The sequence below is a fragment of the Streptomyces glaucus genome (genome assembly GCF_039533365.1).
Classification (GTDB): Bacteria; Actinomycetota; Actinomycetes; order Streptomycetales; family Streptomycetaceae; genus Streptomyces; species Streptomyces glaucus.
In genome coordinates, this window is the sequence record NZ_BAAATK010000109.1 from 1 (window position 1) to 5,232 (window position 5,232).

The window sequence follows — 5,232 nt, forward strand, 5'->3', positions numbered from 1 at the left end:
ACACCGAAGGGAAGCGCCCGGAGGAAAGCCCGAGAGGGTGAGTACGAAGGAAGCGTCCGTTCCTTGAGAACTCAACAGCGTGCCAAAAGTCAACGCCAGATATGTTGATACCCCGTTCCCGGCGTGTGCCGGGGCGAGGTTCCTTTGAAAAACACAGCGAGGACGCTGTGAACGGTCGGGCCGATTCCGCCCGGCTGTTCCGCTCTCGTGATGTGTTCGCCGGATCACCGGCAGGCATTCACGGAGAGTTTGATCCTGGCTCAGGACGAACGCTGGCGGCGTGCTTAACACATGCAAGTCGAACGATGAACCTCCTTCGGGAGGGGATTAGTGGCGAACGGGTGAGTAACACGTGGGCAATCTGCCCTGCACTCTGGGACAAGCCCTGGAAACGGGGTCTAATACCGGATACGACACACGGAGGCATCTTCTGTGTGTGGAAAGCTCCGGCGGTGCAGGATGAGCCCGCGGCCTATCAGCTTGTTGGTGAGGTAACGGCTCACCAAGGCGACGACGGGTAGCCGGCCTGAGAGGGCGACCGGCCACACTGGGACTGAGACACGGCCCAGACTCCTACGGGAGGCAGCAGTGGGGAATATTGCACAATGGGCGCAAGCCTGATGCAGCGACGCCGCGTGAGGGATGACGGCCTTCGGGTTGTAAACCTCTTTCAGCAGGGAAGAAGCGCAAGTGACGGTACCTGCAGAAGAAGCGCCGGCTAACTACGTGCCAGCAGCCGCGGTAATACGTAGGGCGCAAGCGTTGTCCGGAATTATTGGGCGTAAAGAGCTCGTAGGCGGCTTGTCGCGTCGGTTGTGAAAGCCCGGGGCTTAACCCCGGGTCTGCAGTCGATACGGGCAGGCTAGAGTTCGGTAGGGGAGATCGGAATTCCTGGTGTAGCGGTGAAATGCGCAGATATCAGGAGGAACACCGGTGGCGAAGGCGGATCTCTGGGCCGATACTGACGCTGAGGAGCGAAAGCGTGGGGAGCGAACAGGATTAGATACCCTGGTAGTCCACGCCGTAAACGGTGGGCACTAGGTGTGGGCCACATTCCACGTGGTCCGTGCCGCAGCTAACGCATTAAGTGCCCCGCCTGGGGAGTACGGCCGCAAGGCTAAAACTCAAAGGAATTGACGGGGGCCCGCACAAGCGGCGGAGCATGTGGCTTAATTCGACGCAACGCGAAGAACCTTACCAAGGCTTGACATACACCGGAAAGCTCTGGAGACAGAGCCCCCCTTGTGGTCGGTGTACAGGTGGTGCATGGCTGTCGTCAGCTCGTGTCGTGAGATGTTGGGTTAAGTCCCGCAACGAGCGCAACCCTTGTCCCGTGTTGCCAGCAGGCCCTTGTGGTGCTGGGGACTCACGGGAGACCGCCGGGGTCAACTCGGAGGAAGGTGGGGACGACGTCAAGTCATCATGCCCCTTATGTCTTGGGCTGCACACGTGCTACAATGGCCGGTACAATGAGCTGCGATACCGTGAGGTGGAGCGAATCTCAAAAAGCCGGTCTCAGTTCGGATTGGGGTCTGCAACTCGACCCCATGAAGTCGGAGTCGCTAGTAATCGCAGATCAGCATTGCTGCGGTGAATACGTTCCCGGGCCTTGTACACACCGCCCGTCACGTCACGAAAGTCGGTAACACCCGAAGCCGGTGGCCCAACCCCTTGTGGGAGGGAGCTGTCGAAGGTGGGACTGGCGATTGGGACGAAGTCGTAACAAGGTAGCCGTACCGGAAGGTGCGGCTGGATCACCTCCTTTCTAAGGAGCACTTCTCACCGGGTTTCGGCCTGGTCAGAGGCCAGTACATCGGCGAACGTCCGGTGCTGGTTGCTCATGGGTGGAACGTTGACTACTCGGCACGGTCCAGGACGGACCAGGCGCTAGTACTGCTCTTCGGGGCGTGGAACGCTGATCTGGTCGGCTGGGCGTGTCGGGCACGCTGTTGGGTGTCTGAGGGCATGGCCGTAAGGGCTGCCTTCGGTGCCGGCCCCGGTGAAGGCCCGTTTGGTGCGGGTTGTGACGGGTGGCTGGTCGTTGTTTGAGAACTGCACAGTGGACGCGAGCATCTGTGGCCAAGTTTTTAAGGGCGCACGGTGGATGCCTTGGCACCAGGAACCGATGAAGGACGTGGGAGGCCGCGATAGGCCCCGGGGAGCTGTCAACCGAGCTGTGATCCGGGGGTGTCCGAATGGGGAAACCCGGCAGTCGTCATGGGCTGTCACCCGCTGCTGAACACATAGGCAGTGTGGAGGGAACGCGGGGAAGTGAAACATCTCAGTACCCGCAGGAAGAGAAAACAACCGTGATTCCGGGAGTAGTGGCGAGCGAAACCGGATGAGGCCAAACCGTATGCGTGTGAGACCCGGCAGGGGTTGCGTATGCGGGGTTGTGGGATCTCTCTTGACCGGTCTGCCGGCCGGTCGGCGAGTCAGAAACCGTTGATGTAGGCGAAGGACATGCGAAAGGTCCGGCGTAGAGGGTAAGACCCCCGTAGTCGAAACGTCAGCGGCTCGTTTGAGAGACACCCAAGTAGCACGGGGCCCGAGAAATCCCGTGTGAATCTGGCGGGACCACCCGCTAAGCCTAAATATTCCCTGGTGACCGATAGCGGATAGTACCGTGAGGGAATGGTGAAAAGTACCCCGGGAGGGGAGTGAAATAGTACCTGAAACCGTGTGCCTACAAGCCGTGGGAGCGTCGGAGTGGAGCTTGCTCCGCTCTCGTGACTGCGTGCCTTTTGAAGAATGAGCCTGCGAGTTTGCGGTGTGTTGCGAGGTTAACCCGGGTGGGGTAGCCGTAGCGAAAGCGAGTCCGAAGAGGGCGGTGGAGTAGCACGCTCAAGACCCGAAGCGGGGTGATCTAGCCATGGGCAGGTTGAAGCGGAGGTAAGACTTCGTGGAGGACCGAACCCACCAGGGTTGAAAACCTGGGGGATGACCTGTGGTTAGGGGTGAAAGGCCAATCAAACTCCGTGATAGCTGGTTCTCCCCGAAATGCATTTAGGTGCAGCGTCGTGTGTTTCTTGCCGGAGGTAGAGCACTGGATAGGCGATGGGCCCTACCGGGTTACTGACCTTAGCCAAACTCCGAATGCCGGTAAGTGAGAGCGCGGCAGTGAGACTGTGGGGGATAAGCTCCATGGTCGAGAGGGAAACAGCCCAGAGCATCGACTAAGGCCCCTAAGCGTACGCTAAGTGGGAAAGGATGTGGAGTCGCAGAGACAACCAGGAGGTTGGCTTAGAAGCAGCCACCCTTGAAAGAGTGCGTAATAGCTCACTGGTCTAGTGATTCCGCGCCGACAATGTAGCGGGGCTCAAGCGTACCGCCGAAGTCGTGTCATTGCGGCACATACTCCTAACGGAGGCCGTGATGGGTAGGGGAGCGTCGTCTGCCGGGTGAAGCAGCGCCGGAAGGCAGTTGTGGACGGTTGACGAGTGAGAATGCAGGCATGAGTAGCGATTCACACGTGGGAAACGTGTGCGCCGATTGACCAAGGGTTCCTGGGTCAAGCTGATCTGCCCAGGGTAAGTCGGGACCTAAGGCGAGGCCGACAGGCGTAGTCGATGGATAACCGGTTGATATTCCGGTACCCGCTGTGAAGCGATCAACATCGAACCAGGCGATGCTAAGTCCGTGAGACCGCCCGCCGCCGGCTTTGCCGTCGGTGGGAGTGGTGGAGCCGACGAACCAGACCTGTAGTAGGTGAGTGATGGGGTGACGCAGGAAGGTAGTCCAGCCCGGGCGGTGGTTGTCCCGGGGTAAGGGTGTAGGACGTCGGGTAGGTAAATCCGCCCGGCATATAGTCTGAGACCTGATGCCGAGCCGATTGTGGCGAAGTGGATGATCCTATGCTGTCGAGAAAAGCCTCTAGCGAGTTTCATGGCGGCCCGTACCCTAAACCGACTCAGGTGGTCAGGTAGAGAATACCGAGGCGTTCGGGTGAACTATGGTTAAGGAACTCGGCAAAATGCCCCCGTAACTTCGGGAGAAGGGGGGCCATTCCTGGTGACGATCTTCACGGTCCGAGCTGGGGGTGGCCGCAGAGACCAGCGAGAAGCGACTGTTTACTAAAAACACAGGTCCGTGCGAAGCCGTAAGGCGATGTATACGGACTGACGCCTGCCCGGTGCTGGAACGTTAAGGGGACCGGTTAGCTCACTTTCGGGTGGGCGAAGCTGAGAACTTAAGCGCCAGTAAACGGCGGTGGTAACTATAACCATCCTAAGGTAGCGAAATTCCTTGTCGGGTAAGTTCCGACCTGCACGAATGGCGTAACGACTTCTCGACTGTCTCAACCATAGGCCCGGTGAAATTGCACTACGAGTAAAGATGCTCGTTTCGCGCAGCAGGACGGAAAGACCCCGGGACCTTTACTACAGTTTGATATTGGTGTTCGGTTCGGCTTGTGTAGGATAGGTGGGAGACTGTGAAGCGGGCACGCCAGTGTTCGTGGAGTCGTCGTTGAAATACCACTCTGGTCGTGCTGGATGTCTAACCTGGGTCCGTGATCCGGATCAGGGACAGTGTCTGATGGGTAGTTTAACTGGGGCGGTTGCCTCCTAAAGGGTAACGGAGGCGCCCAAAGGTTCCCTCAGCCTGGTTGGCAATCAGGTGTTGAGTGTAAGTGCACAAGGGAGCTTGACTGTGAGACCGACGGGTCGAGCAGGGACGAAAGTCGGGACTAGTGATCCGGCGGTGGCTTGTGGAAGCGCCGTCGCTCAACGGATAAAAGGTACCCCGGGGATAACAGGCTGATCTTCCCCAAGAGTCCATATCGACGGGATGGTTTGGCACCTCGATGTCGGCTCGTCGCATCCTGGGGCTGGAGTCGGTCCCAAGGGTTGGGCTGTTCGCCCATTAAAGCGGTACGCGAGCTGGGTTTAGAACGTCGTGAGACAGTTCGGTCCCTATCCGCTGTGCGCGTAGGAGTCTTGAGAAGGGCTGTCCCTAGTACGAGAGGACCGGGACGGACGAACCTCTGGTGTGCCAGTTGTTCTGCCAAGGGCATGGCTGGTTGGCTACGTTCGGGAGGGATAACCGCTGAAAGCATCTAAGCGGGAAGCCTGCTTCGAGATGAGGACTCCCACCCACTTGATGGGGTAAGGCTCCCAGTAGACGACTGGGTTGATAGGCCGGATCTGGAAGCACGGTAACGTGTGGAGGTGACCGGTACTAATAGGCCGAGGGCTTGTCCATAGAGGCTCGCGTCCACTGTGTTGGTTCTGA

At 58.8% G+C, this 5,232-nt stretch carries 2 rRNA genes; both read left to right on the forward strand.

The annotated features are described in order from the left end of the window. Nucleotides 1-237 precede the first annotated feature (237 nt). A 16S ribosomal RNA gene (locus ABD363_RS32230) occupies nucleotides 238-1,765 on the forward strand. Between the two features lie 312 nt (nucleotides 1,766-2,077). Continuing rightward, nucleotides 2,078-5,202 (forward strand): 23S ribosomal RNA (locus ABD363_RS32235). The 16S and 23S rRNA genes sit together here, the layout of an rRNA operon. Nucleotides 5,203-5,232 lie beyond the last annotated feature (30 nt).